Origin of the sequence: Lentzea sp. NPDC058450 (assembly GCF_042721395.1) — a bacterium.
Taxonomy (GTDB): Bacteria; Actinomycetota; Actinomycetes; order Mycobacteriales; family Pseudonocardiaceae; genus Lentzea.
In genome coordinates, this window is sequence record NZ_JBHXLO010000007.1 from 257104 (window position 1) to 281169 (window position 24066).

27 protein-coding genes and 2 pseudogenes are annotated in these 24066 nt (G+C 67.4%); 19 read left to right on the top strand and 10 right to left on the bottom strand.

Features of this window, described 5'->3' with window-relative positions; translation table 11 throughout:
• Nucleotides 1-61 precede the first annotated feature (61 nt).
• From ACFWNN_RS14350 to ACFWNN_RS14360, 3 genes and pseudogenes are all read left to right on the top strand, one after another.
• Complete coding sequence (locus ACFWNN_RS14350) at nucleotides 62-811, top strand: DUF6542 domain-containing protein (protein ID WP_382440338.1); 750 nt, start codon at nucleotides 62-64, stop codon at nucleotides 809-811.
• A 173-nt stretch (nucleotides 812-984) separates the two neighbouring features.
• A pseudogene (locus ACFWNN_RS14355) lies at nucleotides 985-2199 on the top strand (helix-turn-helix domain-containing protein); the annotation flags it as partial.
• A 418-nt stretch (nucleotides 2200-2617) separates the two neighbouring features.
• Nucleotides 2618-4309 (top strand): WD40 repeat domain-containing protein, encoded by a 1692-nt coding sequence (locus ACFWNN_RS14360; RefSeq protein WP_382440339.1) that lies wholly within the window; start codon nucleotides 2618-2620, stop codon nucleotides 4307-4309.
• A 30-nt stretch (nucleotides 4310-4339) separates the two neighbouring features.
• On the opposite strand, the gene ACFWNN_RS14365 is transcribed toward ACFWNN_RS14360, so the two are convergent.
• Complete coding sequence (locus tag ACFWNN_RS14365) at nucleotides 4340-5284, bottom strand: 4-hydroxy-3-methylbut-2-enyl diphosphate reductase (protein ID WP_382440340.1); 945 nt, start codon at nucleotides 5282-5284, stop codon at nucleotides 4340-4342.
• 63 nt (nucleotides 5285-5347) lie between these two features.
• Between ACFWNN_RS14365 and ACFWNN_RS14370 the strand changes: the two genes are divergently transcribed.
• The 9 genes from ACFWNN_RS14370 (at nucleotide 5348) to ACFWNN_RS14410 (ending at nucleotide 11200) form a co-directional block, all read left to right on the top strand.
• Nucleotides 5348-5860, top strand: a complete 513-nt coding sequence (locus ACFWNN_RS14370) for a lipid droplet-associated protein (RefSeq protein ID WP_382440341.1) — start codon at nucleotides 5348-5350, stop codon at nucleotides 5858-5860.
• Nucleotides 5857-7095, top strand: coding sequence for an exodeoxyribonuclease VII large subunit (gene xseA / locus ACFWNN_RS14375; protein ID WP_382440342.1), 1239 nt, complete (start codon nucleotides 5857-5859; stop codon nucleotides 7093-7095). The genes ACFWNN_RS14370 and xseA overlap by 4 nt, the downstream gene beginning before the upstream one ends.
• Nucleotides 7085-7429, top strand: coding sequence for a sugar ABC transporter substrate-binding protein (locus ACFWNN_RS14380; protein ID WP_382440343.1), 345 nt, complete (start codon nucleotides 7085-7087; stop codon nucleotides 7427-7429). The genes xseA and ACFWNN_RS14380 overlap by 11 nt, the downstream gene beginning before the upstream one ends.
• Nucleotides 7426-7641, top strand: a complete 216-nt coding sequence (locus ACFWNN_RS14385) for an exodeoxyribonuclease VII small subunit (protein WP_090099824.1) — start codon at nucleotides 7426-7428, stop codon at nucleotides 7639-7641. The genes ACFWNN_RS14380 and ACFWNN_RS14385 overlap by 4 nt, the downstream gene beginning before the upstream one ends.
• Before the next feature lie 67 nt (nucleotides 7642-7708).
• The gene (glpX, locus tag ACFWNN_RS14390) at nucleotides 7709-8749 is read left to right on the top strand and encodes a class II fructose-bisphosphatase (protein ID WP_382440344.1); all 1041 of its coding nucleotides are present in this window, start codon (nucleotides 7709-7711) and stop codon (nucleotides 8747-8749) included.
• Between the two features lie 132 nt (nucleotides 8750-8881).
• Entirely contained in the window at nucleotides 8882-9652 is a 771-nt protein-coding gene (locus ACFWNN_RS14395; protein WP_382440345.1) for a S1 family peptidase, read from the top strand.
• 307 nt (nucleotides 9653-9959) lie between these two features.
• Nucleotides 9960-10316 (top strand): L,D-transpeptidase, encoded by a 357-nt coding sequence (locus ACFWNN_RS14400; RefSeq protein WP_382440346.1) that lies wholly within the window; start codon nucleotides 9960-9962, stop codon nucleotides 10314-10316.
• A gap of 99 nt (nucleotides 10317-10415) precedes the next feature.
• Entirely contained in the window at nucleotides 10416-10733 is a 318-nt protein-coding gene (locus ACFWNN_RS14405; RefSeq protein WP_382440347.1) for a L,D-transpeptidase, read from the top strand.
• Nucleotides 10734-10789: 56 nt separating this feature from the next.
• Complete coding sequence (locus tag ACFWNN_RS14410) at nucleotides 10790-11200, top strand: L,D-transpeptidase (protein ID WP_382440348.1); 411 nt, start codon at nucleotides 10790-10792, stop codon at nucleotides 11198-11200.
• 42 nt (nucleotides 11201-11242) lie between these two features.
• On the opposite strand, the gene ACFWNN_RS14415 is transcribed toward ACFWNN_RS14410, so the two are convergent.
• The 3 genes from ACFWNN_RS14415 to ACFWNN_RS14425 form a co-directional block, all read right to left on the bottom strand.
• Nucleotides 11243-11671: a hypothetical protein gene (locus ACFWNN_RS14415; protein WP_382440349.1), complete on the bottom strand. Its 429-nt coding sequence runs from the start codon at nucleotides 11669-11671 to the stop codon at nucleotides 11243-11245.
• A 10-nt stretch (nucleotides 11672-11681) separates the two neighbouring features.
• Nucleotides 11682-12410 carry a hypothetical protein gene (locus ACFWNN_RS14420; protein ID WP_382440350.1) on the bottom strand — a complete coding sequence of 243 codons (729 nt, stop codon included), beginning with the start codon at nucleotides 12408-12410 and terminating at the stop codon, nucleotides 11682-11684.
• 69 nt (nucleotides 12411-12479) lie between these two features.
• Entirely contained in the window at nucleotides 12480-13448 is a 969-nt protein-coding gene (locus ACFWNN_RS14425) for an NAD(P)/FAD-dependent oxidoreductase (protein WP_382440351.1), read from the bottom strand.
• A gap of 63 nt (nucleotides 13449-13511) precedes the next feature.
• Here ACFWNN_RS14425 and ACFWNN_RS14430 point away from each other — a divergent pair, with 63 nt between their 5' ends.
• Nucleotides 13512-14906, top strand: a complete 1395-nt coding sequence (locus ACFWNN_RS14430; protein WP_382440352.1) for a class II fumarate hydratase — start codon at nucleotides 13512-13514, stop codon at nucleotides 14904-14906.
• Between the two features lie 21 nt (nucleotides 14907-14927).
• Here the strand turns inward: ACFWNN_RS14430 and ACFWNN_RS14435 are convergent, their stop codons facing one another.
• Together ACFWNN_RS14435 and ACFWNN_RS14440 are read right to left on the bottom strand one after the other, a co-directional pair.
• Nucleotides 14928-15590 carry a hypothetical protein gene (locus tag ACFWNN_RS14435; protein ID WP_382440353.1) on the bottom strand — a complete coding sequence of 221 codons (663 nt, stop codon included), beginning with the start codon at nucleotides 15588-15590 and terminating at the stop codon, nucleotides 14928-14930.
• A 397-nt stretch (nucleotides 15591-15987) separates the two neighbouring features.
• Nucleotides 15988-16152 (bottom strand): hypothetical protein, encoded by a 165-nt coding sequence (locus ACFWNN_RS14440; protein WP_382440354.1) that lies wholly within the window; start codon nucleotides 16150-16152, stop codon nucleotides 15988-15990.
• A 160-nt stretch (nucleotides 16153-16312) separates the two neighbouring features.
• On the opposite strand from ACFWNN_RS14440, the gene ACFWNN_RS14445 reads away from it, so the two are divergent.
• Nucleotides 16313-17650, top strand: a complete 1338-nt coding sequence (locus tag ACFWNN_RS14445; protein WP_382440355.1) for a PIN domain-containing protein — start codon at nucleotides 16313-16315, stop codon at nucleotides 17648-17650.
• Between the two features lie 36 nt (nucleotides 17651-17686).
• Here the strand turns inward: ACFWNN_RS14445 and ACFWNN_RS14450 are convergent, their stop codons facing one another.
• Nucleotides 17687-17968: an NUDIX hydrolase gene (locus ACFWNN_RS14450; protein ID WP_382440356.1), complete on the bottom strand. Its 282-nt coding sequence runs from the start codon at nucleotides 17966-17968 to the stop codon at nucleotides 17687-17689.
• Between the two features lie 217 nt (nucleotides 17969-18185).
• Here ACFWNN_RS14450 and ACFWNN_RS14455 point away from each other — a divergent pair.
• Both ACFWNN_RS14455 and ACFWNN_RS14460 read left to right on the top strand, forming a co-directional pair.
• A pseudogene (locus ACFWNN_RS14455) lies at nucleotides 18186-18332 on the top strand (GntR family transcriptional regulator); the annotation flags it as partial.
• Between the two features lie 85 nt (nucleotides 18333-18417).
• The gene (locus ACFWNN_RS14460) at nucleotides 18418-18627 is read left to right on the top strand and encodes a hypothetical protein (protein WP_382440408.1); all 210 of its coding nucleotides are present in this window, start codon (nucleotides 18418-18420) and stop codon (nucleotides 18625-18627) included.
• A gap of 36 nt (nucleotides 18628-18663) precedes the next feature.
• Here the strand turns inward: ACFWNN_RS14460 and ACFWNN_RS14465 are convergent, their stop codons facing one another.
• Nucleotides 18664-19335 carry a hemolysin III family protein gene (locus tag ACFWNN_RS14465; RefSeq protein WP_285643529.1) on the bottom strand — a complete coding sequence of 224 codons (672 nt, stop codon included), beginning with the start codon at nucleotides 19333-19335 and terminating at the stop codon, nucleotides 18664-18666.
• A gap of 77 nt (nucleotides 19336-19412) precedes the next feature.
• Here ACFWNN_RS14465 and ACFWNN_RS14470 point away from each other — a divergent pair, with 77 nt between their 5' ends.
• On the top strand, nucleotides 19413-20195 hold the full coding sequence (locus tag ACFWNN_RS14470; protein WP_382440357.1) for an isoprenyl transferase: 783 nt from the start codon (nucleotides 19413-19415) through the stop codon (nucleotides 20193-20195).
• 62 nt (nucleotides 20196-20257) lie between these two features.
• Here the strand turns inward: ACFWNN_RS14470 and ACFWNN_RS14475 are convergent, their stop codons facing one another.
• Both ACFWNN_RS14475 and ACFWNN_RS14480 read right to left on the bottom strand, forming a co-directional pair.
• Nucleotides 20258-20527: a hypothetical protein gene (locus ACFWNN_RS14475; protein ID WP_382440358.1), complete on the bottom strand. Its 270-nt coding sequence runs from the start codon at nucleotides 20525-20527 to the stop codon at nucleotides 20258-20260.
• Nucleotides 20528-20614: 87 nt separating this feature from the next.
• Nucleotides 20615-20872 (bottom strand): hypothetical protein, encoded by a 258-nt coding sequence (locus ACFWNN_RS14480; RefSeq protein WP_285643532.1) that lies wholly within the window; start codon nucleotides 20870-20872, stop codon nucleotides 20615-20617.
• A gap of 230 nt (nucleotides 20873-21102) precedes the next feature.
• On the opposite strand from ACFWNN_RS14480, the gene ACFWNN_RS14485 reads away from it, so the two are divergent.
• A complete protein-coding gene (locus ACFWNN_RS14485) occupies nucleotides 21103-22353 on the top strand; it encodes a DUF885 domain-containing protein (RefSeq protein WP_382440359.1) in 1251 nt (416 codons plus the stop codon).
• A gap of 389 nt (nucleotides 22354-22742) precedes the next feature.
• Entirely contained in the window at nucleotides 22743-24050 is a 1308-nt protein-coding gene (locus ACFWNN_RS14490) for a PhoH family protein (RefSeq protein WP_382440407.1), read from the top strand.
• Nucleotides 24051-24066: the final 16 nt, after the last annotated feature.

Here is a 24066-nt window from a genome sequence, read left to right on the forward strand (position 1 = left end):
TCTGGGTGAGAAACGAACGGACTGACGAACACCGAATGGCCGAACGGCTACCGTGTGCCTCGTGAATGAGTTGCGCGAGCGTTCGGCAGCCTTCGATGACGACGTCGAAGACTACGACGCGGTCCCGTGGAACTACCGGGCCCTCTTCGGGGAGTTCAAGGGCATCCCCTGGTGGGCGGCCATCCTGGCGGCCCTGGTCCCGGCGTTCGTCGGCGCGTTCATCGACATCAACTCCAGCAAGACCGTCGGCTGGACGTTCAACGTCGTGTTCTTCGCCGGCGCGCTGGCCGCGATCCTGCTGGTGCAGCGCCGCAGCCTCTTCGGGCCGATGGTGCAGCCGCCGCTGGTGCTCGCCGCGACCGTGCCGACCCTCGTGCTCCTCACCGGCGGCGTCGCGAAGGGCGGCCTGTCCGCCATGGCGCTCGGCCTGGGCAAGCCGTTGATCGACAGCTTCCCGGTCATGGCCGTCACCACGATCGTCACGGTCGGCCTCGGCATCCTGCGCATCTTCCTGCAGAAGGACCCGAACCGGCCGTCCAAGGACGAGGTCCGCGAGGCCAAGGCGGAGATCAAGGAACGGTCCAGGCCGACCCGCCGCCCGCGTGAGGACGCCGACGAGGACGCCCCGCGCGAGGAACGCCCGCGCCGCCCCCGCCCGGAGCGCGCCGAGCGTCCCGAGCGGTCCGACGACGACCGTCCGCGCCGCCCGCGTCCCGAGGGCGCGCCCGCTCGCCGTCCCCGCCCGGACGGTGCCCGCGGCGAACGCCCCGCCGGCCAGCGCAGGCCCCGCCCGCCCCGCGACGACCGCTAGGCCGTGTCCCGAAAGTTCGTCCGGTGACAGACGCGGGCGAGAGACCCGCTGCTGTCGCCTGACGAGACTTTCGGGACACGGCCTGCGTTGTTCGCGGCCACTCCCCGAACCGCGAACAACGAGGTCGGAACAACTGCCTGGGAGAACCGCAGCACTCTGCCAGCATGAGTGCGATGCCTAGGGGAGAACGTCCACTGGACGAGGGCGACAGCCCGTTGCTGCGGTTCGCGAGGGATCTGCGCCGGCTCCGCTCCGACGCGGGCACCCCGACCTACCGGGAGCTCGCCCGACGCGCGCACTTCTCCGTCACGACGCTGTCCGACGCCGCCGGCGGCCGCAAACTGCCCGGTCTGGACGTCACGCTCGCCTACGTACGCGCGTGCGGCGGTGACGAGCAGACGTGGACGCAACGCTGGCACGAGGTCAACGAGAGTTGCGTGCTCTCCAAGACCAGCCCGTCGCCGTACGTGGGCCTGAGCGAGTTCACGAGAGAGGACGCGGACCGCTTCTTCGGCCGCGAGAAACTCACCAACGCGCTGAAGCACCGACTGGAGACGCACGACTTCCTCGCCGTCTTCGGAGCGTCGGGCGAAGGCAAGTCCTCGCTGCTCAAGGCAGGTCTGGGGGCGCACTTCACGCACCCGGTCACCTGCACCCCCGGCACCGATCCGGACGCGGCGCTCGCCGAGGCGCTGGACCGCGACCCCGACCTGCTGATCGTCGACCAGTTCGAAGAGCTCTTCACGCTGTGCGACGACCCGGTGCGGCGCGAGGCGTTCCTCGACCGGCTGCTGGCCGCTCCGTGCAAGACGGCGATCGCGGTCAGGTCCGACTTCTACCCGCACTGCTCGCAGCACGCGGCGCTGGCCGAGGCGCTCACCGACGCCCAGGTCCTGATCGGCACGATGACGCCCGACGAGCTGCGGCGCGCGATCACCCGGCCCGCGGCGAAGGTCGGCTGTGTGGTCGAGGGCGCCCTGCTGACCACGCTGATCGCGGAGGCGAGCGGGCGCAGCGGAGTGTTGCCGCTGGTCAGCCACGCCCTGGTGGAGACGTGGCACCGCAAGCGCGGCACCATCCTCACGCTCGCCGGGTACCAGGCGGCGGGCGGCATCCAGGGAGCGCTGGCGCAGAGCGCGGAGGCGGCGTTCGCGAGTCTGAGCGGCTACCAGCTGCACCTCGCGAAGCAGCTCCTGCTGCGCCTGAGCACCAACGAGACGAAACGGCCCGTCCCGCGCCAGGAGGTCGTGGGCGAGGAGGTCCTCGACGCCCTCGCCGACGCCCGTCTCATCACCGTCGACGAGCACACCGTCGCGGTCACGCACGAGGCGTTGTTCCGGGCCTGGCCCCGCCTGGCGACGTGGCTGGACGAGGACCGCGAAGGCCTCCGCACGCACCGCAGGCTCACCGACGCCGCCCGCACGTGGCAGGAGCTCGACCGCGACTCCGGCGCGCTCTACCAGACCGTCAGGCTCGCCGAGGTCCTCGACTGGGCGGCCCGCGGCGACACCGTCCTCACGAGCACCGAGCAGGCCTTCCTGGCCGCCTCGGAGAACCTCGCCCGCCGCCGCACCCGCCGCCTGCGCCTCGCGGCGACCGCGCTGGTCGCGCTGGTCCTCACGGCGAGCATCAGCGCCGTCACGGCCACCCAGCAACGACGCGAGATCGAACGCCTCGGGCTCGTCACGCAGTCGCAGCAGCTCGCCGCCCTCTCGGCCGCGCTGCTGCAGAGCAACCCGGACGAGGCCGCCCGCACCGCCGCCGAGGCCTTCCGCACCGCCGCCGACCAGGGAGGCCCGCAGCCAGGTGCTGAGCGTCGCGGCGGGCCGCCAGCGCGAGACGAAGCCGGTCGCGGGCACCGGACTCAGGATCGGCAACGGCGTCCTCGGCGTGACGTCCCAGACCGGAGCACCCCTCTACGACTCCACCACGCTCGCGCCCGTCACCGTCCTGCGCCCGGACGACCAGGTGGTCGGCCTGGACTTCGCGCCGGACGGACGCGTCGTCGTCGCCGACGCCGAGGGCCGCGTCACGCTGCACTCCTCCCCCGTCGCGGAGCCCGTCGTCCTGCGCGAGTCCGGCGAGTGGGGCAGGGCGTGGTTCATCGACGACGGCCGTGCGGTGGTCATCGGCAGACAGGTCTGGGACGTGCAGGCGCGCACACTCCGCACCGAAATACCGGTAGGTCCCGAGTCGCTCTGGTGGGACGCCTACGACGACACGCTCGTCACCAGCAGCGGCAGGTCCGTGTCGCTGTGGAGCCTCAAGACCGGCCAACGCACCGGCGGGTTCGATCTCGGCACCGAGGTCCGCACGGCGAAACTGCTGCACGGGGGCCTGCTCGCCATCGCCACGGTCGAGGACGACCTGCGGCTGTGGAACACGAGGACCGGCACCCCCGTCCGTTCACTGACCCCTCCGAGCGGGTGGCTCACCACGGCCGTGAGCGCCGACCGCACCGTCCTCGCCGTGGCGGGATCCGGCGACACACAGGTCAAGCTGTGGGACGTCGTGCACGACGCCGCGTTGCCGCCGATCCGCGTCGACACCACGACGTCGGAGATCGCCTTCACCCGCGACGGCAGGCTCGTCTGGAGCGCGGGCACGACCTTGCGGGTGCTGCCGCGCAGCGCCGTGCCGGTCGCGTCCGCGCACGCGGTGCGGGCGCTCGCGATCGACCGCGACGGCAGCGTGCTCACGTTCGACGAGGCGGGCGTGATCGAACGCCGCGACACGGCGTTGCGCAGCCTCAGCCGGATCACGACGGGCGCGCCCGGCCGTGCGCTCGCCTGCTTCAGCCCCGACCGCAGGCAGCTCGCGACCTCGGGCGGCACCGAGATAGCGGCGGTGCGCCGCACGTCCGACGGCCGGCTCGACACCACGAGCGGCGACGGCTTCCCGCCCGCCGCGCTCGCGTTCGGCGGCGGCCTGCTCTACGCGGGCGCCAGCCGGACGGCGACGGTGCTCACCGACACCGCCAAGACCATCGACACCACGAAGGAAGGTCCCCCGACGGCGGCCGCGTTCGGCCGCACCGACCGGGAGATCGTGCTCGGCACCGAGTGGGGTCTCGTGGTCATCAAGGACGTCCGGACCGACGACGACTTCAACCTCGGCGCGGTGCACGAAGGACCGGTGCGCGCGCTCGCGATGTCCCCCGACCAACGCACGCTGGCAACAGCAGGCGATGACGGCGTCGTGCTGCTGTGGGACACCGAGACGTGGAAGAAGAAGGGCGAGCTGCGCGGCCACACGGGAACGGTCGGCGCGTTGGCGTTCAGCCCCGACTCTTCACGGATCGCGAGCGGCGGCAACGACAAGACCGTCGTCGTCTGGGACGTGAACACCACACAGGCGTGGGCGACATTGCGCGGCCACGCCGAGGGCGTCACGCACGTCGCGTGGATGCCCGACGGCCGTGCGGTGGTTTCAGCGGCCGCCGACGCACTGCTCGTGTGGCAGCTCGACGTCGACAAGGCGCTGACGACACTCGGGTGAGCGGCCGGACGGTGCCGACCGCTCGAACACCTAGCGGACGAGGTCCTTGCGGAGCTCGCGCGGCAGCGAGAACGTGATGCGCTCGTTCGCCGTCGTGATCTCCTCGACCTCACCGAAGCCGTGCGTCGCCAGGAACTTCAGCAGTTCCATCACCAGCAGGTCCGGCACGGACGCGCCGGAGGTGACGCCGACGGTCTCGACGCCCTCGAGCCACGCCAGGTCGACCTCCTTGGCGTAGTCGATCAGGTACGCGGCCTTGGAACCGTGCTGCAGCGCGACCTCGACCAGGCGGACCGAGTTGGAGGAGTTCTTGGAACCCACGACGAGCACCAGGTCGCACGACGGCGCCATCGTCTTCACCGCGGTCTGGCGGTTCGAGGTGGCGTAGCAGATGTCGTCGGACGGCGGGTCCTGCAAGTCGGGGAAGCGGTCCTTGAGCTGCCGGACGCGCACCATCGTCTCGTCGACCGAGAGCGTGGTCTGGGACAGCCAGATGACCTTGTTGGGGTCGCGCACCTGAACGTTCGCGGCGTCCTCGGCGGTGTCGACGAGCTGGACGTGGTCCGGCGCCTCACCGGCGGTGCCCTCGACCTCCTCGTGCCCCTCGTGGCCGATCAGGAGGATGTCGTAGTCCTCCTTGGCGAAGCGCACCGCTTCTTTGTGGACCTTCGTCACCAACGGGCAGGTGGCGTCGATCGTGCGCAACGAACGCTGTTCCGCCTCCGCGTGCACCGCGGGCGACACGCCGTGGGCTGAGAACACGACGAGCGCGCCCTCAGGAACCTCGTCGGTCTCGTTGACGAAGATGGCGCCGCGGTCGGACAACGTCTCCACGACGTACTTGTTGTGGACGATCTCCTTGCGCACGTAGACAGGTGCGCCGTACTTCTCGAGGGCGAGCTCGACCGTCTCGACGGCACGATCAACGCCCGCGCAGTAACCACGCGGCTTCGCCAACAGGACTCGCTTGGGCATGGCTCCAGGGTACCCAGCCCGCTTCCTAGGCATTCGACGTGCAGTTGCGGCAGGCTTAGGACCATGAAGCCACTGCCTTTGGGTGTTCGCGTCGCCGCCGGCCTCGCGGTGACCGCCCTCGAACAGGCCCGCAGGCTGCCCCAGCAGCTCGCCGGACTCCCGTTGACGGTGGTCAGCGAGGCGATGCAGCTGTCCATGCGCGTGCAGCAGCATGTGACCGAACTCGCCATCAAGGGCGACGACGTCCTCTCCGGACTGAGGCCGGCCGAGGAGGAACCGGAGTGGGCGACCTTCGACGAGGACGAGACGCCCGTCACGACTTCTCAGGAAACTCCCGCGGACGACGCTTCGGCGGACGACCCGTGGGAGGAAGAGGAACGGGCCATCGTCGCCGAGGCGCCCGAGTTCCTGCCGACCTACGAGGAGCTGTCGATCGCACAGCTGCGCGCGCGGTTGCGCAACCTCGACGTCGACCAGCTCGAAGAGCTCCTGCGCTACGAGAAGGCGCACGAGTCGCGGCCTGAGTTCGTGGGGATGCTCAACCGCCGGATTGCGACGGTCAAAGCGCAATCGTGAGTGAAGCAAAATCCACGCCGGAGAACCCCTGGCCGGTGCGGACGGTCGCCCGCAAGCTGCTCGACTGGATCAACCGGCTCGGCGACGTCTGGGTCGAGGGCCAGGTCACGCAGCTCAACGCGCGCAGCTCCACGGCCTTCCTGACGTTGCGCGACGCGAGCGTCGACATGTCGATGTCGATCACCGCCAACTCGTCGCTGGTGCGCGAGCTGCAGCTCACCGAGGGCAGCCGGGTCATCGTGCACGGCAAGATCAGCTTCTACCCGAACCGGGGCACGCTCTCGTTGCGGGCGGACGAGATCCGCGCGGTCGGCATCGGCGAGCTGCTGGCGCGCATCGAACGGCTGCGCAAGCTGCTGCACGCCGAGGGCCTGTTCGACCCGCGCCGCAAGCGCCGTCCCCCGTTCCTGCCGGCCAAGATCGGGCTCATCACCGGCAGGGCGTCGGCGGCGGAGCGGGACGTGCTCACGAACGCCCGAAACCGGTGGCCCGGTGCGCACTTCCGCGTCATCAACGTCGCCGTGCAGGGCCCGACCGCGGTGACCCAGGTGATGACCGCGCTGTCCACTTTGGAACGCGACCCCGAGTGCGACGTGATCATCATCGCCCGCGGCGGCGGCAGCGTGGAGGACCTGCTGCCGTTCTCCGACGAGGCGCTGTGCCGCGCGGTCGCCCAGTGCCGCACGCCGGTGCTGTCGGCGATCGGCCACGAACCGGACACTCCGCTGCTCGACCACGTCGCTGACGTGCGATGTTCGACTCCGACCGACGCTGGCAAACGGGTGGTTCCGGATGTCGCTGAAGAGAGTGAACGCGTCCGGCAGATGCGCGATCGCGGCCGGCGCGCGTTGCACGGCTGGGTTGATCGGGAACGCCGATTGCTCGACTCCTTGAGGTCCCGACCAGTACTTTCGGACCCTTATGGACCGTTGGAGCGCCGTTCCGAAGAAGTGAAGCGTTTTCGCGACCAGGGTCGCAGGGCCGTCACGCAACGACTCGATCGGGAGGACGTCCACCTCTCCGGGACCAAAGCCCGCTTGACGACCCTCGGACCAGCCGCCACGCTGGCCCGCGGATACGCCGTTGTGCAACTCGTCACACCTGATGGGCCTGACGGCGTGTTGCGTTCTGTCGCGGACGCGCCGAGCGGAACACAGCTGCGGGTACGCGTCGTTGACGGAGCAGTGCAGGCGACTGTCACCAACCTGGAAGGGGGAGGTACCGATGATGCGTGATGCCGTGTTCCTGCCCCTCACCCTGGAGGCGGCGGGTTCCTGCGGCTCTGGCCTGCGGACGAAGGCGGAGGCGGCGAACCGGGCCGCGGCGGAGTGCTGGACGGCGATGGTGGGCGACTGCGACACGCAGAGCCGCCGCACGCTGATCCTGACGTTGCACGACCTGAGCGAGGCGACCGCGGGCACCGTGCAGTACCGGCGCGTCGCGGAGGCCGAGGCGCTCATCGACGAGGCGGTGCGAGAGGGTGACGGCGAGGAGTTCGCGGAGGCGCTGGTCGGCTACGACCTGGCCGTCGCGACCGTGCTGAGCCGTCTGAGGAGTCAATCCGCGTGAGTTCGGAAACACTCGGTTACGAAGCCGCCCGCGACGAGCTGGTCGAGGTGGTCCGCAAGCTCGAGGCCGGTGGCCTGTCACTGGAGGACTCCCTCGCGTTGTGGGAACGCGGTGAAGCGCTCGCCAAGACTTGTGAGCAGCATCTCGCCGGTGCGCGCGAGCGAATCGATGCAGCTCTGGCTGTCGTCGAGGAGGACGTTTCGGACGCGTGATCCCGTGCAAGGATTCAGCTGCCGATCACAAAATCCGGCACGCTGAGTAATCGCATGGAGGCGCGCAATGGTGAACACCCCCGCGGAACGACGTCGCGAAGCCCCCGACCGGAACCTGGCATTGGAGCTCGTGCGCGTCACCGAGGCGGCGGCGATGGCCGCGGGCCGGTGGGTGGGACGCGGCGACAAGAACGGCGGTGACGGCGCGGCCGTCGACGCGATGCGCAAGCTCATCCACACCGTCTCGATGCGCGGTGTGGTGGTGATCGGCGAGGGCGAGAAGGACGAGGCGCCCATGCTGTTCAACGGTGAGGAAGTGGGCAACGGCGAGGGCCCCGACTGCGACGTCGCGGTCGACCCGATCGACGGCACCACGTTGATGGCCAAGGGAATGCCGAACGCGCTGGCGGTGCTCGCGGTCGCCGAGCGCGGCGCGATGTTCGACCCGTCCGCCGTGTTCTACATGGAGAAGCTCGCGGTGGGCCCGGAGGCGGCCGACGTCATCGACATCACCGCGCCGCTCGCCGAGAACATCCGGCGCGTCGCGAAGGCCAAGCACAGCGACGTCTCGGACGTGAACGTGTGCATCCTCGACCGGCCGCGGCACGAGAGCATCGTGCGCGACGTCCGGGCCGCGGGCGCGCGCATCCACTTCATCTCCGACGGCGACGTGGCCGGTGCGATCGCCGCCGCGCGCCCCACGTCGGGCGTGGACATGCTCGTGGGCATCGGCGGCACTCCCGAGGGCATCATCGCGGCGGCGGCTCTCAAGTGCGTCGGTGGCGCCATTCAGGGCCGGTTGTGGCCCAAGGACGACGAGGAGCGCGAGAAGGCGATCGGCGCGGGCCACGACCTGTCCCGCGTGCTCACCACGAACGATCTTGTGAGTGGCGACAACGTCTTCTTCTGCGCGACCGGCGTGACCGATGGTGACCTTCTGCGCGGCGTGCACTACCGCGCCGGCGGCTGCACGACGCAGTCGATCGTCATGCGCTCCAAGTCCGGCACGGTCCGCATGATCGACGGCTTCCACAGCCTCCACAAGCTGCGCGAATACGCCTCGGTCGACTTCGACCTGCCCGAGGACGTTCAGCAGCCTTTGCCGTAATCGTCCCATTCACTGTGAACTGTGAACGCTCAGTGACCAGACGAGTGACCCTAGTGACAGTGTGACCTTCGTCCATAACTTCCCTCCTGACCCCGGCAACCCTGCGCCGGGTTCAGGAAAGGAAACTCAACGATGAGGGCACGTTCGTTGTTCTCCGCAATCGTCGTGGCCGCGGGCGCCCTGCTCGCCACGGTCACCGCTGCGGCTGCGGCACCGGCTCCCACCGCCGACGGCGAGGTCTCGCCGATGATCGTCGGTGGCACCAACGCCTCGCAGGTCTACCCGTTCATGGTCTCCCTGCAGAGCACCTCCGGCAGCCACTTCTGTGGCGCTTCGCTGGTCAAGGCCAACTGGGTCGTGACGGCGAAGCACTGCGTCCAGGGCTCCTCGGCTGCCTCGATCCGCACCCGGATCGGCACGACGAACCGCACCAGCGGCGGCACCACGACCGGTGCGTCGCGGATCATCCTGCACCCGTCCGCGGACCTCGCGGTCGTGCAGCTCAACACCTCGGTCAGCCAGGCCCCGATCACGATCCCGACCTCGTCGGGCGCGGTCGGCACGGCCACCCGCATCATCGGCTGGGGCCAGACCTGCCCGGTCCGCGGCGCGTGTGGTGCCCCGGTGACCCTGCAGGAGCTCAACACCTCGATCGTCGCGGACAGCCGTTGCTCCGGCATCAGCGCCGTCTCGGAGATCTGCACCAACAACACCGGTGGCAACAAGGGCGCCTGCTACGGCGACTCGGGTGGCCCGCAGGTGAAGTCGGTCGGCGGCCGCTGGGAGCTCATCGGCGCGACCAGCCGCTCCGGCGGTGGCGCGAACTGCGCCCAGGCTCCGTCGATCTACGTCGACGTGGCGTACTACCGCTCGTGGATCAACACGAACGTCGGCGGCCTGTAACCAGGTAAGCGCGTTCCCGAGGCCCGTCTCCCAACCGTTATGGGAGGCGGGCCTCCGCGTTGCAACCTGAGTGATCCTCCCGTCGTCTACTTCGGCAAGGGATGGAACAACCAGGGGGTGGGCCATGCGGATGGTGGTCGCAGCGGTCGCGTTGTTGTCGCTCGCGGGGTGCGCGCAGAGCAACGTCCAGGCCGAAACACCGACGTCGGCACCGCCTTCGTCGGTCTCGTCAGCTCCCTCAGCTCCTTCGACGCCGCCTTCGACTTCGTCGGAAACCCCTCCCCCGCCGCCGCCTCCTCCGCCCGTCGTGAAGCCCACTCCGTGCACGATCAGCGACGGCGCCTGCATCCAGCTCTCTACGAACCAGACCTGGATCGTCCGGGGCGACAAGATCGTCTACGGACCGAAGCCGATCACGCACGGCCGCAAGGGCTTCGAGACGCCGCTCGGCAACTTCCCGGTGCTGCGCAAGGTGAAGGACGAGTGGAGCCGGCCGTACAACGCGCCGATGCCGTGGTCGACGTACTTCACCGAGAGCGGCATCGCGTTCCACGAGGGCGAGCTGGACGTGCCGTCGCACGGCTGCATCCACCTCGACCCGCAGGCGGCGCAGTACTACTTCACCAACCTCTCGATTGGCGAGACCGTCCAGGTGGTCTCATGATCACCATTCATGAGAGCCCTGGCCGTAGCGGCCTTGTTCCTGCTTAGTTTCGCTGCCCCCGCACACGCTTCCGGCTGCACCGTCCACAACGGAGCGTGCGTGCAGAAGCACTCGAACCTCGCGTGGCTCGTCACCAACGGCGTGACGAGCTACGGCCCGGTCCGGATCAGCCACGGCAAGCCCGGTTTCGGCACGCCCGTGGGCAACTTCCCGGTGCTGCGCAAGGTGAAGAACGACTGGAGCGTTCCCTACAACGGCCCGATGCCCAACTCGGTCTACTTCACGACCGACGGCATCGCGTTCCACCAGGGCGACCTGAACTCCCAGTCGCACGGCTGCGTCCGGCTCTCCTGGAACGACTCCGAGGTCTTCTACAACAACCTCTTCCCCGGCGAGCGCGTCCAGGTTCTTCCATAAGTCGGTGATTGAAGTCACCCCAACGTGGTTATCCCACTACTGAGGGGTGATGAGAGATGCGAGTTCTGATCGCGACGGTGCTCCTGATCCTCGGCTTTGCTGTTCCCGCACAGGCTCAGGCGGGATGTACCGTCCACAACGGAGCGTGCCTGGAGAAGCACTCCAACCAGGCGTGGCTGGTCTTCAACGGCAACGTGAGCTACGGGCCGGTGACCATCAGCCACGGCAAGCCGGGGTACGAGACCCCGGTGGGCACGTTCTCGGTGCTGCGCAAGGTGAAGAACGACTGGAGCGTCCCCTACAACGGCCCGATGCCGAACGCGGTGTACTTCACCACGACCGGCATCGCGTTCCACCGGGGTGACACGGCGGTCCAGTCGCACGGCTGCATCCGGATGCCGATGGACGCGTCGGTCGTCTTCTACGACAACCTGATGGTCGGCGAACAGGTGCAGGTGCTTCCGTAGGTTCTCCCGTTCGACGGGCCCGGCCGTGCGCGGCCGGGCCCGTCAGCACGTCCCGCGTTCCTTCGCGAACTCCTCTGCGGTGAGGTAGTCGCCGTCGAACCCGACCTTGCCGTCCTTCAGGCCGTCCAGCGTGAACTCGACGGTCTTCGCGTCACCGCCAGAGCGGCGCACGTCGAGCTTCAGCTTCTGGTCGCCCTTCGGCGGCTGCCAGGCGACCTTCTCCTGCGCACCCTCGGGCTTCTGGCCGACGGTGACCTCGCCGATCTTCGCCGGCTGCCCGAACTCGAGCCGCCAGATCTCCTTGCCACCCGCGTCGACGGCCATGGAGGCCACCGGCGGCGCGTCACACCCGGTGTCGACGAACTGCGGCAACCCCGTGGGCGTGAGCTTCACCGCCCAGGACTGAGCGGGAGAGCATCCCCCGAGCGCGGTCACCGCGGCCAGCACCGCGACCAGCTTCCACCGGGTCATGCACGTCTCCTCAGCCGATCGCCGCCCACCAGCACCCATCATCGCGTCCCAGGACCGAGACGCGCCCGGCGAGACCGTTCGGCAACCAGCCCGTGAGCCGTTCGAGTTCCTTCCCGACCACGATCAGCCCCGTCGCCGGCTCCGCGGACAGGTCGTCCAGCAGCACCGGCACGTCCACCGCACTGAAGTCCACATCGGACACGGGCCGACCGGCCGGTTCGTCCCGGGCCCTGACCACCCGCCAGCCCTCGTGCCCCTCCCAGGGCACCTCGTCGGCGTTGAGGTCCTCCACGTCCTGCCTGACCAGCCCGATGGTCCCGCCGAACCGCCCGGCGAGCGTGCTCAGCCGCAACGGGTGCTCGAAGTTGCCCGGCTCGCCGCGGGTGCGTTCGTACGGCCGCCCGAGCCGCCGCGCGACCCGTTCGACGGTCCCGTGCACGCCGTCCTCCAGCGCCGCCACGACCAGCTCGACGTCCCGCGACCGGTTGAGCGCCTCCGGCAACGCGAGCTGCGCGACCGCGAACCCCGGCATCACCGCGATGTCGGGCACGATCAGCTCCGGCACCGTCAGCTCGACGAGCACGTCCGAACCCCAGCGGGACGTGTCGACGGCGGCGTTGACCCGGCGTTCGACCAGATCGGACAACGGCTGCCAGTACACGGTGCGGCGGGCACGCGTGACGGGACCGGCCCACCACGGCATGCCCGGCACCATGTCGGCCCAGTACACGTGAATCACAAGCCCCCCAGGAATTGTGCTACCTGGTCAGGCTACTGAAGCTCGCTGTCTTCCCGCTGACGTCCCAGGTCAGGTGCCGTCGCTGGAGTGCCCCGGGAACAGGTGCGCCGACGGGTTGAGCGCCACCGCGATGTTGTTGACCGCAGTTGCCGCCTCCCCGAAGCCGGTCGCGATCAGCTTGACCTTCCCGGGGTACTGCGCCACGTCCCCGGCCGCGTAGACCCGGTCGAGCTTGGTCTTCATGGTCGAGTCGACGAGCACCGCGCGGTGGTCGAGCTCCAGCCCCCACGACTCGATCGGGCCGAGGTCGGCGGTGAACCCGAGGGCGGCGACGACGGTCTGCGCGGGCAACGTCCGCGCGTCACCGCCCTTGACCTTGATGTCCACTTCGGACAGCGGCTCGCCGCGCAACGCGAGCACCTCGGCGTCGGTGATGATCTCGACACCCAGCTCGCGCACCTGCCGGACGGTGGCGGCGTGCGCGCGGAAGTTGGCCCTGCGGTGGACGATCTTGACGCTCGCGGCGATCGGGTGCAGCGCCAGCGCCCAGTCGAACGCGGAGTCGCCGCCGCCGACGATCACGACGTGCTGGCCCGCGTGTTCGGCGAGCACCGGCACGAAGTGCACCATGCCCCGGCCCAGCCAGCCGTCGCCGGCGGGCAGCGGCCTGGGGTTGAACTCGCCCATCCCGGCCGTGATCAGCACGGCCTTCGTGGTGATCGAGGACCCGTCCGCGAGGCCGATCCGCAGACCGTCCTCAATGGACTCACAGGTGCGCGCCTGGCGACCCAGCAGGTAGGTGGGCTTGAACTGACCGGCCTGTTCCACCAGGCCGTTGACGAGGTCGCGACCCCGGACGGCGGGGAACCCGGCCACGTCGAAAATCATCTTCTCCGGATACATCGCGGTGACCTGACCGCCCGGTTCGGGCAGGGCGTCCACGACCGCGACGTTCATCTCCCGGAAGCCTGCGTAATAAGCGGCGAACAACCCAGTCGGACCCGCTCCCACGATGAGGAGGTCGACGTCACGCTCCATGAGTGGTGCCCTTCTGCCAGTGGTGGGTGGCAGTGCTGTGATCGACCATAGAGACTCGAAGGTATGTCTGAACAGGAGTACCGCGTCGAGCACGACACGATGGGTGAGGTCCGCGTGCCGGTCGACGCATTGTGGCGCGCCCAAACCCAACGCGCGGTCGAGAACTTCCCGATTTCCGGTCGAGGCCTGGAGCGCGCGCAGATCCGTGCCCTGGGTCTGCTCAAGGCGGCGGCGGCCCGTGCCAACGCCCGCCTGGGCGTCCTCGACGAGGACCTCGCGTCCGCCATCGCCCTGGCAGCCGACGAGGTCGCCGCCGGCAAGTGGGACGACCACTTCCCGGTCGACGTCTTCCAGACGGGCTCCGGCACGTCCTCGAACATGAACGCCAACGAGGTCATCGCCACCCTGGCAACCCGCACACTGGGCCGCGACGTGCACCCGAACGACCACGTCAACGCCTCGCAGTCGTCCAACGACACGTTCCCGACGACCCTCCGCGTCGCCGCCACCGAAGCCGTCGTGACCGACGTGATCCCGTCGCTGCAGCACCTCCTCGGCGTGCTGGAGTCACGAGCGGCCGAGTGGTCCGACCTGGTCAAGTCCGGCCGCACCCACCTCATGGACGCGGTGCCGATCACGCTGGGCCAGGAAGCGGGCGCCTGGGCGTCGCAGGTCCGCTACTCCGTGGAACGCCTCTCGGCCTCGATCCCGCGCCTGGCCGAACTCCCGATCGGCGGCACGGCCGTCGGCTCCGGCCTGAACGCCCCGGCCGAGTTCGGCGCCCTGGTCTCCGCCGAACTGGCCGCCGCCACCGACCTCCCCCTGGCCGAGGCCCGCGACCACTTCGAGGCGCAGGCCACGCAGGACGGCGTCGTCGAGATCTCGGGCCAGCTCCGCACCACCGCCGTGGCACTCTTCAAGATCGCCAACGACCTCCGCTGGCTGGGCTCCGGCCCCCGCACCGGCCTCGGCGAACTGGCACTCCCCGACCTCCAGCCGGGCAGCTCGATCATGCCGGGCAAGGTCAACCCGGTGATCTCCGAAGCGACGATGATGGTCGTGGCCCAGATCATCGGCAACGACGCCACCGTCGCGTTCGCCGGCTCGCAGGGCAACTTCCAGCTCAACGTGATGCTGCCGGTCATCGCCCGCAACGTCCTGGAGTCGTCCCGCCTGCTGGCCGCGGTGTCCCGCCTGCTCGCCGACAAGGTCCTCCTCGGCACCGAGCCCGCCGCGGACCAGATGCGCGAGTACGCCGAGTCGTCCCCGTCCATCGTCACGCCGCTGAACCGCTACATCGGCTACGAGGAGGCGGCGTCGATCGCCAAGCAGTCGCTGAAGGAGCGCAAGACGATCCGCGAGGTGGTGCTGGAACGCGGCCACGTGCCGGGAAAGCTGACCGAGGAGCAGCTGGACGCGGCCCTGGACGTCCTGCACATGGCCCGCGGCGGCCGCTGAACTCCGCACGGGCTCCGGTCGTCACGCCTCGGCGACCGGAGCCGCCACGTCGTCGGCGAGGAACGGATGGCGCAAGCAGGCGACCGCCAACGACTCCTCATCGGTCATCTGCGGCACCTCCCACCCGTTTGCCGCCATGTGCGCGAGGAACTCGTCAGGCAGCGCCACGTGGTGCTCACGCAGGTAGTGCACGACCGTGCCGTCCCAGAACCACACACCGTCGGTCCACTCACCGCGCTCGTTGAGACTCGGGCCGTCCGGGTCGAGCAGATCCGGCACCCAGGACATCGGCATCACGACGAGGTGTCCCTGCTCCAGGTACCGCAGCGCGTCCCGCTCCCACGGTTGCTCGGTGCCTGCCATCGCGGCCCGGACCTCATCAGCCGACTCGTAGAAGCCGACCTCCCGCGCGACGACACCGCCACCGCGGAGCTGGTACGGCGTCACCTCGACCTCACCCCACGGCAACGGGGTGGAGACCGCGACCAGGTCGCCGTCCGAAGCCGTGACGTCGCAGGCGACCTCGATGTCGAAGGGAAGCTCGATGCCGAGGCTCAGCCACCCTCGGTGGTCGACCACCGCCGGGTCCTCCACCGCGCTCCGCACGACACCGCGTGCGTCGGTGAGCCGAACCTCGACCGACTCGCCCACCCAGCGCACCGCCTGGCACACAACGCGTGTCATGCGGCCAGACGGTAGAGAACGTCAGGAGTACATCGCGAGCCAGATGGCGATGTTGTGAACGCCAGGATTTCTTGTAGGCGTGGATTTGGCCTGCATGGCTGTTGAGCTGCGGTTTTGGCGCTCGACAGTTCCCACTGGTTTTCGACGCTTTGGGACGTCTCACGGCCTGTGGACGGCCTGGGAGTTGACCAACCGCTGCCGGGGCATCATCCCGACACTGAGCCGATCTCGCGGACAGTGGTGGCGGGTCAAGACACGCTTTCCCGTCTTGACGCGGTGCCGCTGGCCGTGACCGATCATGGCGTGTCGTGGTGGTGCCCTTTGTGCTGTCTGGGGTCGTTGCTCGGTAGCAAGGCGGCGTAGCCGTCGCGGCAGTCGATCGCCGTGCCCGGCTCGGTCAGCTGGCCGTCTGCGCGATCGTTCCGACTGGGGTCTGCGGGTAGCTCGTGGTTCTGGTTCCGCCGTTGACGGTGCGCTGCCGCGCCACCTCATAGGCCGTGCCGCCGTGGCCGGCGGGCGGAGCGAAGCGGGAGCCCGACGTGCCCGGATGGATGCGGGCCACGCTGGTAGGCGACTGGCCCGTCGCGCGCCGCCGACGGCGGCGCCTTGATCCCATAAAGCTGAATTCAGCAGAGACTGTCCCGCACTCCGCAGCCCATGACTCTCAGACTGATCCGAGACGACCTCTTGCTTCATTGTCAATATAGGCGCATCCTAAAGGGATGCGCCGCGAGTTCATCGGTCACCACCCTCCTACATCGGATGAGATTGACAAAATCTGGACATCTGCCCTCGTAGTTGTTGATACAAATGTACTACTTAGCCTCTATCGGCTTTCCGCCAGTGCACGCGATAAACTAATGAATATTTTGCGCGACTCCGCCGACCGACTCTGGATTCCACATCAAGTCGGGTTTGAATTTCACGAGAATCGCGTCAACAGGATTCGCGAACAGAGAGGAATGGGAAAGAAGATTGAAGGTACTCTAGAGTCTTTCAAGAAAGGACTTTCCAGCACCCTACAGGAGTACTCGCAGAATGCTTTTTTTGAACCAGACGCCCTGCAATCCCAGTGGGACCGCGTTGTCGATGACTTTAAGCGTCAGGTCAGAGAAATGCACTCTTCGCAAATGAACTCTTATGCCATTACCCCACAAAATGACTCCGTGCTCGAAAGCCTGGCGGAGCTATACGAAGGGAAGATAGGGCCAAAGCCTTCGCCCGGAAAACTTGAGGACCTCTATAAAGTCGCAAAGATACGCTTCGAAGAAAGCATACCACCTGGCTACAAGGATGCCAAGAACAAGCCTGCACCTCGCTGCTACGGAGACTATATTCTTTGGTGGCAAATCCTGGAGCACGCTCGAAACAATGAGGCTGACGTCCTTTTCGTAACAGACGACAAGAAGAGCGACTGGTGGTGGGAGAGCGAAGGCGAAGTACTAGGACCGGAGCCTCGTCTTCGCAAGGAATTCTGCGATGAGACAGGTCAGGCATTTTACTCTTACCGATCGAACCAGTTCGTAAGAATCTTTGACGAGCGCAGATCAGTGCCAGTTGACGAGGCGGTCGTCGAAGAGATCCGGGTGGTTAATGATACCCCTGAAGCGCAGCCCAAAAGGCGATACCCGATATCTGACGCAATTAAGATACTCAGCAAGGAAACATCTCTTACCGAAAGGCAGATAACCCGACTCATCAAGGCCGCCTCGCGTGTAAACAATCCCGGCGAAATGCTCAAAAGACTTCATCTGTCCGACCTGGAGGCGAACAATGCAGCAGAAATGCGCGACCGTAGCCTTGAGATCCTCACAGTTCTACAAGAGCAGCTACACGAAGCAACGATAGAGAAAGAGAGAGCCGATCTCAAAGGCGATTCGAGTGCGGCTTCCGCAGCACAGGAAAGGATCTACGGGCTTACAGAGAGGGTCGCCAACGCGAAAGCAAGCCTTGGGCAGGCAACTACACTACTTGATCATCTTCAATTTGAAGCAACCAAACTGAGGCGTGAGATCGAAGCAATGATTCCAATGGACGACGATCCCCCACAGTTTCACTAGGGCACCGACAAGCAGTACAGCTAGCATGACAAAGCCTCAGTCGATCAAACTGACCCCATCATGGATACGAGCGTTTACGGACCGTGACTCAAATGCGTACGCAATACGTGTTGCGTACGCGGGTGCCGTCGATCCTCGGATCTCTTGCATGGATATCCAGCGAATCTCCGATGCTTCATCAGTTGGCCCGATAGGCTCACCCAAAGGATCACAGCGAAATATAAGAGCAACGATGCCAAGGTTCATATTCTTGTAAACACCGGTAAGTCGCTCAACTCGAACCAAGATTCCAGGCTCCTCAAGAACCTCCCGACGCACGCCGTCCTCGAAGGTCTCCCCGATTTCGAGTACACCGCCTGGGGCTCCCAGTGGCCGTTGTCACGGCGGCGAATGACAAGAACCTTACCTTCGTCGTTGACGACGATTCCGGCGACGCTCACCGAATGGCGCGGTGTCTCAGTCATTGCCTGCACTTTCCCTCAGCAGACTAGCGTGAAAAAATGACTCATCTAGTCGTCTGTAGGGGTAGGTGACCATGCTCGATCTAGGAACTATAGACAGGTCCAGCGATCGGCCGCCGTACCGCAAGATCGCGAACATCCTGCGCGCGCACATCGATCACGGACGCCTGGCTCCTGGCGAGCAGCTGCCCTACGAAGCCACGCTGATCGACCACTTCGGGGTTGCCCGGACAGAGCGCCTGCCGACGACAGAAGTTCAACATGGGCGTGTGGCGCCCAACGTTCACGCGGGCTGGCCTCGACTACGTGAACCAAGACGACGGGATGCACGCGCTACGGCACCTGTACGCGTCCGTCCAGTTGGAAAACGGCGTCTCCATCAAGTCGCTGAGCGTCAATCTTGGCCACGGCGACCCCGGCTTCACGCTGCGGGTCTACATGCACCTGATGCCGTCCAGCGGCGACAAGAGCAGGAAGGCCACCAACGCGCTCTTCAAGCCGAAGAAGCGGGCCTGACGGCCTGACAAGCTCAACCCACCCGAAGCCTCCGGCTCAGGAGTACATCGCGAGCCAAATAGCGATGTAGTGGCAGATCGCCGCCACCACGGTCGCCGCGTGGAAGAACTCGTGGTACCCGAACACCTGCGGCCACGGGTTCGGCCAGCGGGTCGCGTAGAACACGGCACCCACCGTGTACAAAGCGCCACCCACCAACAACAGCACGAGAGCGGCCACCCCGGCGTGGTGCAGCAGCTCGGGCAGCACGAACACCGCCACCCACCCGAGCGCGATGTAGATCGGCACCCCGAGCCAGCGCGGCGCGTGCGGCCACGCGAGCTTCAAGGTCACGCCCAGCAGAGCGCCGATCCACACGACCCACAGGACGGTGGAACCGGTTCCGGGGTCCATGGCCAGCAGCGCGAACGGCGTGTAGGTGCCCGCGATGAACACGAAGATCATCGAGTGGTCCATGCGCTTCATCCACGTGCGGACGCGGTCGGACTTCCACGTCACGCGGTGGTACAGCGCCGAGACGCCGAAGAGGCCCAGGACCGTCAGGCCGTAGACGGAGGTGGCCAGGGCAGCGCGCGCGGACACTGTGGACGCTGCCAGAGCGATGAGTGTCGCGCCTGTCGCCACCGAGGCGATGAACGACCAGAAGTGCAGCCATCCACGCAGGCGCGGCCGCAGTCCGGGCTGGGGAGGAACGGTCGCAGTGGTCACAGGGCCCTAGGTTACGCGACCGTAGGTTTCCTACCGCGGCTCAGTGATGAACCTTGCACGGCGTACGCTGTTCGGACGTGGCACTCCGCACCCGTGTGAAAGACGTCGCCGTCCACCTCTACGAGTGGATTCTCCGGCGCGAGGTGAGTTCGAGCGCCCAGGCACCCAAACACGTGGGCGTGGTCCTCGACGGCAACCGCCGGTGGGCGCGAGAAGCCGGGTTCACGGACGTCGCACATGGACACCGGGCCGGCGCGCGCAAGATCCTCGAGCTGCTCGAGTGGTGCGGCGAGGCGAACGTCGAGGTCGTCACGCTCTGGATGCTGAGCACCGACAACCTCAGTCGCGACAACGACGAGCTGGCGCCGTTGCTCGACATCATCGCGGACATCACCGACGAACTGGCCGAGGACGGCAACCCGTGGCGGGTGCGGCACGTCGGCGCGCTCGACATGCTGCCCAAGGAGCACGCCGAACGCCTCTCGAACGCGACCGCGCGCACCAAGAACCGCACGGGCATCCAGGTCAACGTCGCCGTCGCGTACGGCGGCCGGCAGGAGATCGCGGACGCGGTCAGGAAGCTGTTGCAGGCGCACGCCGAGCGCGGCGGCACGATCGAGGAGCTCGCCGAGGTCCTCGACGTCGACCACATCGCCGAGCACCTCTACACGTCCGGCCAGCCCGACCCCGACCTGATCATCCGCACGTCCGGTGAGCAGCGGCTCTCCGGCTTCATGCTGTGGCAGTCGGCGCACTCGGAGTTCTGGTTCTGCGAGGCCTACTGGCCCGGTTTCCGCCGCACCGACTTCCTGCGGGCCATGCGCGAGTACGCCAAGCGCCACCGCCGCTACGGCGGCTGACGGACACGGAAACGCCGAAGGGGCGCCCACCGCGAGGTGAGCGCCCCTTCGTGCAACCGAGATCAGCCCCAGTGCGGGCCGAAGTCGTCGCCGTCTTCGATGCCACCGGCGGCGCAGGTCTCGGTGATGGAGGGCGAGTTCACCGGAACCGCCGCGCCGAGCACACCGACGTTGTTGCCGCAGGCGCCGACGACGCCGTTGAGGTTGTTGGCGTTGCCGACGATCAGCAGCGGCTCGTTGACCCAGTGGTGGCCGGGGGCGGCCATTGCCGGGGAACCGATGACGACGAACGCAGCAGCGACGCCGAGAGCGGCGGCAGCCTTCTTCAGCACGATTTTTCTCCTCATGAAGGTTTAAAGCGGGAAAACGCGTCTGGGGGCGCCAGAAATGACGCCCCCAGACGTAGATCTAAAGGGAGATCAGCCCTCGTCGACGATGCCGCCGGCGGCGCACGTCTCGGTGATCGACGGCGAGTTGATCGGCACGGCGCCGCCCAGGACACCGACGTTGTTGCCGCAGGCGCCGATGGTGCCGTTCAGGTTGTTGCCGTTGAGCAGAACCAGCAGGGGGCCGTTCTTCCAGTGGTGTCCACCGTGGCCCTCGCCGGCCATGGCGGCCGGGGCGAACGCGAGCGACAGCGCGGCGGCAGCAGCCACCACGGCACAAGCCTTCTTCATGTGATTCTCCTTCATGTCGGGTTATCCCCGTCATTTCCGGAGTCTTCGGGGATCTCCGGAGTCGGTGGGGTCTCCGGGCGGAAACGCTATAGGTGTTGATCCGAATTGGCGGCCCGCGTGACCCCATTGTGTGACGTCAAGATCAACAACATTCCCCGATGGAGTGGTCGTCGTTTCACGATTCGGTCGCGAGTAAGGCGCTGTGGTAGACGCTCTAAGCTCTCCGGCTCATGGACGCCAACGAGCTCGTGCGCGCATACCTGGTGCTGGGGCTTCGGCTCGGGCGCCTGGTGCCCGGGTTCGTCGACTCGTACACCGGCGACCAGGCCCTGAGCCGCGCGGTCGACAACGAACCACGCCTGCACCCGCGGGCGCTGGGAGATCACGCGCGGCTGCTGCGCCGCGAACTCCCCGGCAGCGACCTCGCTGACCAGCGCAAACAGTTCCTGGACGCGCACCTGCGGGCGTTGGAGTGCACGGCGCGCAAGCTCGACGGCCAGCCCGTCTCGTTCGTCGACGAGGTCCACCAGTACTTCCAGGTGCGCATCCGCCCCGGCGACGAGGACGTGTACCGGCAGGCCCACCGCAGCCTCAACGCCGTGCTGGACGGCCCGGGAACGCTCGCCGAGCGCCTCGGCGACTTCCGCGCGGACGACGAGGTGCCCCGGCGCCGCCTCCAGGGCGCCGTGCAGGCGTTGTCGAGCGCCCTGAGGGACCGGGTCAGGCAGAAGTTCGCGCTGCCCGAGCAGGAGATCGTCGAGTACCAGATCGTCACGAACAAGCCGTGGAGCGGCTTCAACTACTACCTGGGCGGCTACCGCAGCCGTGTGGCCGTCAACGCCGACATGGGTCATCGCATGTCGAACCTGCCGCACCTGGTCGCGCACGAGTCCTATCCGGGCCACCACACCGAGCACTGCCGCAAGGAGGCCGGGCTGGTCGCGAAGCGCGGCCACGCCGAGCAGTCGATCTTCCTGATCAACACGCCGCAGTGCCTGATGGCCGAGGGCATGGCGGACCTGGGCCTGCACGCCGCGGTCGGGCCGGGCTGGGGCCGGTGGACCGAGGCGGTGCTCGGCGACCTGGGGTTGCGAATGGACGGCGAACTGTCCGAAAAGGTCGAGGCGGCGGCGTCCGGCCTGCTCACGGTGCGGCAGGACGCGGCCCTGCTGCTACACGATCGGGGTGCGGATCAGGATGACGTGGTTGCGCATCTGTGCAGGTGGCTGCTAGTCCCCGAGGCCCGCGCACGGCAAATGGTTCGTTTTCTGGCGGACCCGTTGTGGCGCGCGTACACGACCACATACGTCGAAGGGGTGCGTCTGGTGCGGGCCTGGCTCGACGTCCGCGCGCCTGGAGAGTCGCTCGACTCCCGCTATCTGAGACTTCTCGACGAGCCCCTCGTACCGGATTCACTCGAATCCCAGGTTCGCGACGGTCTCTCGTGGCTTGCGCGCAACACCCAGGAGAACGCCATCTGACCAGCGGAAACACGGCTGCGGCCATGTTTCGGTTTGTTGTCCGGAAGATGACAAATTCGGATTCACCTGTGTGGCTTCGTGCAGATGGGGCACTTCCACAGGTAACTTCGAAAGCGGCGGGACGCGACCACTGCGGACCGCGCAGGGAGGCTCTGATCGTGGCAGAAAAAGTCGCGAGGGGGCCGGCACCCGGCCCTCGTGGTCGACCTGCCTGACGCCGTCACCGGCGGAAGGCGAGACGACCGATCAGGGTGGTGCCTGGCCCAGCGAGGAGCGGACGCGGGTGCCGCGTTCGTGAGGGAGTTGCCGTGAACGCACGACGTCCCGCGAGCCGTACCTCAGGCTCATCGCGCAGTTCTTCCTCCAGGCGCAAGTCCGCCGCACCGGCCATCACGACATATGTGCTGGACACGTCGGTACTGCTGTCCGATCCTCTCGCCCCCACCCGGTTCGCGGAGCACGAGGTCGTGCTGCCGCTCGTGGTGATCAGCGAGCTGGAGGGCAAGCGCCACCACCCCGAACTGGGCTGGTTCGCGAGGGAAGCACTGCGTCTTCTCGACGACCTGCGCTTGCGGCATGGTCGCCTCGATTCGCCGATCCCCATCGGGGATCTGGGAGGCACCTTGCACGTCGAGCTCAACCACTCCGACCCGGAGGTGTTGCCATCAGGTTTCCGAACGGACTCCAACGACGCCCGAATCCTCGCCTGCTCCCTCAACCTCGCTGCTGAGGGGCGCGCCGTCACCCTGGTGACGAAGGACATGCCGCTGCGGGTCAAGGCCGGATCGGTCGGCCTGCCGGCGGAGGAGTACCGGGCGCACGACGTGACCCTGTCAGGCTGGACGGGAATGTCCGACATGGACGTTCCGCAGTCCCTGGTGGACAGCCTGTTCAAGGAGAACGTCGTCGACCCCACCCAGTACGAGGACCTGGAGCACATCGCCGAGCTGCCCTGTCACACCGGACTCCGGTTGCTGTCGGGCACGTCGAGCGCTCTGGGCCGGGTGACCGCGGACAAGCAGATCAGGCTGGTGCGCGGGGATCGGGAGGCGTTCGGACTGCACGGGAGGTCCGCGGAACAGCGGATCGCCCTGGATCTCTTGCTGGACTCCGATGTCGGCATCGTCTCGCTGGGCGGACGTGCGGGCACGGGCAAGTCGGCACTGGCGCTCTGCGCGGGCCTCGAGGCCGTGATGGAGCGCAGGCAGCACCGGAAGGTCGTGGTGTTCCGGCCGTTGTACGCGGTCGGCGGCCAGGAGCTCGGGTACCTGCCGGGTAGCGAGAACGAGAAGATGGGGCCGTGGGCGCAGGCGGTGTTCGACACCCTCGGCGCGCTGGTGAGCCAGGCGGTCGTGGAAGAGGTGATGGACCGCGGGATGCTCGAGGTCCTGCCCCTCACCCACATCCGCGGCCGTTCGCTGCACGACTCCTTCGTGATCGTCGACGAGGCGCAGTCGTTGGAGCGCAACGTGTTGCTGACCGTGCTGTCGCGACTGGGCAGCAACTCGCGGGTGGTGCTGACGCACGACGTGGCGCAGCGCGACAACCTGCGGGTGGGCCGGCACGACGGCGTGGCGGCGGTGATCGAGAAGCTGAAGGGCCACCCGCTCTTCGCTCACGTCACGCTGACGCGCTCGGAGCGTTCGCCGATCGCGGCTCTCGTCACCGAGATGCTGGAGGAGGACTACGCCTCCTAGTCGTCCCGGCGTGAGA

Coding starts and splice junctions, on each gene's coding strand:
- ACFWNN_RS14365 (WP_382440340.1), bottom strand. CDS start 5,284: ATGCCCAAGCGAGTCCTGTTGGCGAAGCCGCGTGGTTACTGCGCGGGC.
- ACFWNN_RS14370 (WP_382440341.1), top strand. CDS start 5,348: ATGAAGCCACTGCCTTTGGGTGTTCGCGTCGCCGCCGGCCTCGCGGTG.
- ACFWNN_RS14380 (WP_382440343.1), top strand. CDS start 7,085: ATGATGCGTGATGCCGTGTTCCTGCCCCTCACCCTGGAGGCGGCGGGT.
- glpX (WP_382440344.1), top strand. CDS start 7,709: ATGGTGAACACCCCCGCGGAACGACGTCGCGAAGCCCCCGACCGGAAC.
- ACFWNN_RS14395 (WP_382440345.1), top strand. CDS start 8,882: ATGAGGGCACGTTCGTTGTTCTCCGCAATCGTCGTGGCCGCGGGCGCC.
- ACFWNN_RS14410 (WP_382440348.1), top strand. CDS start 10,790: ATGCGAGTTCTGATCGCGACGGTGCTCCTGATCCTCGGCTTTGCTGTT.
- ACFWNN_RS14415 (WP_382440349.1), bottom strand. CDS start 11,671: ATGACCCGGTGGAAGCTGGTCGCGGTGCTGGCCGCGGTGACCGCGCTC.
- ACFWNN_RS14425 (WP_382440351.1), bottom strand. CDS start 13,448: ATGGAGCGTGACGTCGACCTCCTCATCGTGGGAGCGGGTCCGACTGGG.
- ACFWNN_RS14430 (WP_382440352.1), top strand. CDS start 13,512: ATGTCTGAACAGGAGTACCGCGTCGAGCACGACACGATGGGTGAGGTC.
- ACFWNN_RS14435 (WP_382440353.1), bottom strand. CDS start 15,590: ATGACACGCGTTGTGTGCCAGGCGGTGCGCTGGGTGGGCGAGTCGGTC.
- ACFWNN_RS14445 (WP_382440355.1), top strand. CDS start 16,313: ATGCGCCGCGAGTTCATCGGTCACCACCCTCCTACATCGGATGAGATT.
- ACFWNN_RS14480 (WP_285643532.1), bottom strand. CDS start 20,872: ATGAAGAAGGCTTGTGCCGTGGTGGCTGCTGCCGCCGCGCTGTCGCTC.
- ACFWNN_RS14485 (WP_382440359.1), top strand. CDS start 21,103: ATGGACGCCAACGAGCTCGTGCGCGCATACCTGGTGCTGGGGCTTCGG.